At 59.3% G+C, this 5,011-nt stretch carries 4 protein-coding genes; 1 reads left to right on the forward strand and 3 read right to left on the reverse strand.

Annotation, left to right across the window (positions count from 1 at the left end; genetic code table 11):
* Positions 1-89: 89 nt before the first annotated feature.
* The 3 genes from AC1D2P_RS30135 to AC1D2P_RS30145 are packed head-to-tail and all read right to left on the reverse strand — an operon-like array spanning position 90 to position 2,150.
* Complete coding sequence (locus AC1D2P_RS30135) at positions 90-707, reverse strand: TPM domain-containing protein (RefSeq protein ID WP_046029417.1); 618 nt, start codon at positions 705-707, stop codon at positions 90-92.
* 28 nt (positions 708-735) lie between these two features.
* Positions 736-1,491, reverse strand: a complete 756-nt coding sequence (locus AC1D2P_RS30140) for a TPM domain-containing protein (protein ID WP_046029415.1) — start codon at positions 1,489-1,491, stop codon at positions 736-738.
* 50 nt (positions 1,492-1,541) lie between these two features.
* The gene (locus tag AC1D2P_RS30145; RefSeq protein ID WP_046029414.1) at positions 1,542-2,150 is read right to left on the reverse strand and encodes a LemA family protein; all 609 of its coding nucleotides are present in this window, start codon (positions 2,148-2,150) and stop codon (positions 1,542-1,544) included.
* Positions 2,151-2,386: 236 nt separating this feature from the next.
* Here AC1D2P_RS30145 and bglX point away from each other — a divergent pair, with 236 nt between their 5' ends.
* Entirely contained in the window at positions 2,387-4,678 is a 2,292-nt protein-coding gene (gene bglX / locus AC1D2P_RS30150) for a beta-glucosidase BglX (RefSeq protein WP_477811748.1), read from the forward strand.
* The last annotated feature ends 333 nt before the right edge of the window (positions 4,679-5,011 follow it).

A 5,011-nucleotide genomic window follows, 5' to 3' on the forward strand; every position in this document is an offset into this window, starting at 1 on the left:
GTTTTAGTTTTACGACTGCTGCGCCCGAGCGCGGACCGGCCGACGCAGGCTTCGCCAGCTGCTACAGGGAAGTGAGTTGCGGCCTGCATTTAGCCCAACACCACCAACCGGTTCGGCAACTCGTTGCGCACTTGCGTCACGGGCACATGCACTTTGAGCAACTCACCACAGGCCTCGATACAGGTCACAAACCCTTGCAACGTCTGGCCCTGTTTCACTTGCTGGGTGAACGCCGCCACAATCGAATCCCAGTTCTTGTTATCCAGCCGACTGGAAATCCCTTCGTCCACCAGGATTTCTACATAACGCTCGGCTTCGCAGACAAAAATCAGCATGCCGGTGCTGCCGACCGTGTGGTGCAGGTTTTGCTCCAGGAATTGCCGGCGTGCCAGGTTCGATGCACGCCAGTGCCGCACCGAGCGCGGGATCAGGTAGGTGGTGACTTTTGGAATGCGGAATACCAGGCACAGCGCGATGAAGAGGATCCATTGCACCAGCAGCAAACTGTGCAGGGTCAACCAGCCGGTCAGGTAATGCACGATTCCCGGCACCATCAGCGCCAGCAGGCTGGCCCACAGCAGCGGGATGTACGCGTAGTCATCGGCGCGGGCCGCGAGGACCGTCACCAGCTCGGCGTCGGTGTCACGCTCGACCCGGGCGATTGCCTCGGCCACCTTGCGTTGTTCGTGTTCAGTCAGTAATGCCATGTTTAAAAGTGCCTGATCATTATTGTTATCACCAGCCGCCCGACGAACCGCCGCCCCCGAAACTGCCCCCGCCGCCGCTGAAGCCCCCGCCTCCACCGCCGCCACCAAAACCGCCACCGCCAAAGCCACCGCTGGAACCGCCCGAGCCTCCTCGCCCGACCGGCAGAATCCCGAGCATCTGCAAGACGAAAATCGTCAGGATGAACAGCATTACCAGAAACACGAAGACGCCGGGATGGCGCGCAACGAAGTCACTGTCCTCGTCACCTCGCGGCTCGTAAACCGTGGACGGTTCATCCAGCGAGCTACCGCCCAGCACCACCAGCATCGCCGCGACCCCGTCGCTGATGCCTTTGCTGAAGTTGCCGGTCTTGAATGCCGGGGTGATCACCTGGTTGATGATCACCGAACTTTGCGCGTCGGTCAGGCGGTCTTCGAGGCCGTAGCCGACTTCGATGCGCAATTTACGCTCATCGCGCGCGACGATCAGCAGCGCGCCGTTATTTTTATCTTTCTGGCCGATGCCCCAGTAACGCCCCAGTTGATAGCCGAAGTCCGCAATGTCGGTGCCCTGCAAGTCCGGGAGCGTGACCACCACCAGTTGCTCGCCGGTGGCCGATTCATGGGCCTGAAGTTGCTGCGTCAGCTGCTCGCGCACCGACGGTTCGATCATCTGGGCGTTATCGACCACACGCCCGGTCAGCGATGGAAATTTCAGTTCAGCCTGGGCCGCCAGGGCAAACACCCAAAACAACAACATCAGGCCCACTTTCAACACGCGCATTGGCAACCTCATCCGTGGTGATGCGTTGAGTCGCTCAGCACTTCAACCGATCAAAATTTCACTTGGGGCGCTTTGTCGGCATCCGGCGTGGTCGCCTCGAAGGTTTCGCGGATCGGCAAATCGCTGTACATCACGCTGTGCCACAGGCGCCCTGGAAAGGTGCGGATTTCAGTGTTGTATTTCTGCACCGCGAGGATGAAATCACGACGCGCCACAGCGATACGGTTCTCGGTGCCTTCCAGTTGCGACTGCAAGGCCAGGAAGTTCTGGTTGGCCTTGAGGTCTGGATAACGCTCGGACACCACCATCAAACGGCTCAAGGCACCGGTCAGTTGATCCTGGGCCTGCTGGAACTGTTTGAGTTTTTCCGGATTGTCGAGGGTCTTGGCATCCACTTGAATGGACGTTGCCTTGGCCCGTGCTTCAATCACCGCGGTCAGGGTTTCCTCTTCATGCTTGGCGTAGCCTTTGACGGTTTCCACCAGGTTTGGAATCAGGTCGGCACGACGCTGGTACTGGTTCTGAACCTGGCCCCACGCGGCTTTGGCCTGTTCGTCGAGGGTCGGAATCGTATTGATGCCGCAGCCCGTCAACACGCTGGCCAGCAACAACAAGGCGGCCACCTGCAGGCTCGACCGATAGTGGTGTCGTACATTCATTTGGGTCACTCCCTGGCACATTCCGTTGAATAACAACCTGCACCCCTCTGACCGGGCACTTGGGGCATAATCTGCCGCCGCCACTGGATTGCATCGAGCCAATGGGCTAAAAGATGCCCCCAGCGCAAAACGCTGGGCAAGTGTGCATGCATTTACCTGAACAACAATAGTCGCTCCCTAACTTTTGGCTGACCGGCGCGTATTCACAGCCGTTTGGGCTTTTGAGAAAAAAATTCATGAAGAAGCTGTGTTTGCTGGGCCTGTTCGTCGGCCTGGCCAGTCATAACGTATTGGCCGCCACGACGCCCGCACCTCTAGAGAACAAGGACGCTTTCATCAACAATTTGATGAAGCAGATGACCCTCGATGAAAAAATCGGCCAGTTGCGCCTGATCAGCATCGGCCCGGAAATGCCCCGCGAACTGATCCGCAAGGAAATCGCGGCCGGCAACATCGGCGGCACGTTCAACTCGATCACTCGCCCGGAAAACCGTCCGATGCAGGACGCGGCCATGCGCAGCCGGTTGAAGATCCCGATGTTCTTCGCCTACGACGTGATCCACGGCCATCGCACCATTTTCCCGATTCCGCTGGCCCTGGCCTCGAGCTGGGACATGGACGCCATTAGCCTGTCCGGGCGCATCGCCRCCAAGGAAGCCGCATCGGACGGCGTCGACCTCACCTTCGCACCGATGGTCGACATCTCCCGCGACCCGCGTTGGGGCCGTACTTCCGAAGGCTTCGGCGAAGACACCTACCTGGTGTCGCGCATTGCCGGCGTCATGGTCAAGGCGTTCCAGGGCACCGGCGCAAATGCGGCCGACAGCATCATGGCCAGCGTCAAGCACTTTGCCTTGTACGGCGCCGTCGAAGGCGGCCGCGACTACAACGTCGTCGACATGAGCCCGATCAAGATGTACCAGGATTACCTGCCGCCTTACCGCGCCGCGATTGACGCGGGTGCTGGCGGGGTGATGGTTGCGCTGAACTCGATCAACGGCGTGCCGGCCACCGCCAACACCTGGCTGATGAATGACCTGTTGCGCAAGGAGTGGGGCTTCAAAGGCCTGGCCGTCAGTGACCATGGGGCGATTTTCGAGCTGATCAAGCACGGCGTTGCCGCCGATGGCCGCCAAGCCGCGAAGCTGGCGATCAAGGCCGGTATCGACATGAGCATGAACGACACCCTCTATGGCAAAGAGCTGCCTGGGCTGTTGAAGGCCGGCGAAATTGAACAAAGCGACATCGACAACGCCGTGCGTGAAGTGCTGGCGGCCAAGTACGACATGGGCCTGTTCAAGGACCCGTACCTGCGCATCGGCAAGGCCGAGGATGATCCGGCCGACACCAATGCCGATAGCCGCCTGCACCGCGCCGAGGCCCGCGACGTCGCGCGCCGCAGTCTGGTGCTGTTGAAAAACCAGGGCGAAATCCTGCCGCTGAAAAAAACCGCGAAAATCGCTTTGGTGGGTCCGCTGGCCAAGGCACCGATCGACATGATGGGCAGCTGGGCCGCCAACGGTCGCCCTGCGCAATCGGTCACGCTGTTCGACGGCATGACCAATGCCCTGGGTGATAAATCGACGTTGATCTACGCCCGTGGCGCCAACATCACCAGCGACCCCAAAGTCCTCGGTTACCTGAACTTCCTCAACTTCGATGCCCCGGAAGTGGTAGACGATCCGCGTTCGGCGCAAGTGTTGATCGACGAAGCGGTGAAAGCCGCCAAGGATGCCGATGTGGTGGTCGCAGCAGTGGGCGAGTCCCGCGGCATGTCGCACGAATCATCGAGCCGCACCGATATCAACATCCCGCCCAACCAGCGCGAATTGATCAAAGCCTTGAAAGCCACCGGCAAACCGCTGGTGCTGGTGTTGATGAACGGCCGTCCGCTGTCGATTCTCGAAGAGAAGGAACAGGCTGACGCGATTCTGGAAACCTGGTTCAGCGGCACCGAAGGCGGCAACGCGATTGCCGACGTGCTGTTCGGCGACTACAACCCGTCGGGCAAACTGCCGATCACCATCCCGCGCTCGGTAGGCCAGATTCCGACCTACTACAACCACCTGAGCATTGGCCGACCATTCACACCGGGCAAACCGGGCAACTACACGTCGCAGTATTTCGATGACACCACCGGCCCGCTGTTCCCGTTCGGCTTCGGCTTGAGCTACACCGATTTCAGCCTGAGCGACATGGCCCTGTCGTCGACCACGCTGAACAAGACCGGCAAGCTCGACGCCAGCGTCACGGTGAAAAACACCGGCAAGCGTGACGGCGAAACCGTGGTGCAGTTGTACATTCAGGACGTGACCGGTTCGATGATCCGGCCGCTCAAGGAGTTGAAGAACTTCCAGAAAGTCATGCTCAAGGCCGGCGAACAGAAAGTCGTGCACTTCACCATCACCGAGGACGACCTGAAGTTCTACAACGCACAGCTCAAGTTCGCAGCCGAGCCGGGCAAGTTCAACGTGCAGATCGGCCTGAACTCCGAGGACGTGACGCAGCAGAGCTTTGAATTGCTGTAATCCTGTAGGAAACACATAACAACTGTGGGAGCCGAGCTTGCTCGCGATGAGGCCATCACATTCAGCATCTTCGTTGAATGTTAAGCCGCAATCGCGAGCAAGCTCGGCTTGTATGTTTAGACTTGAAGGGGTGGGCGGGACTAAAAGCTCGATTCCGACTCTAGCCAGTACGGACCGTGGGAGACTTCTCGTCCCGCCCCTTCTACCCGAAGCGCCGATAAGGAATTCATCGGTAAAACCGACGATAGAGGCAAGCCAGCGCAAGGGTAAACCCCGACAAGCCCTTAAACCCTAGCTCCGAGGATTCGTCATGACAATCCTTACCTCGCCAAC

It is taken from the genome of Pseudomonas sp. P1_F1_2, assembly GCF_056405815.1.

Bases quoted from the DNA above. Each gene is read 5' to 3' on its own strand.
- AC1D2P_RS30135 (WP_046029417.1), bottom strand. From the start codon at position 707: ATGGCATTACTGACTGAACACGAACAACGCAAGGTGGCCGAGGCAATC.
- AC1D2P_RS30140 (WP_046029415.1), bottom strand. From the start codon at position 1,491: ATGCGCGTGTTGAAAGTGGGCCTGATGTTGTTGTTTTGGGTGTTTGCC.
- AC1D2P_RS30145 (WP_046029414.1), bottom strand. From the start codon at position 2,150: ATGAATGTACGACACCACTATCGGTCGAGCCTGCAGGTGGCCGCCTTG.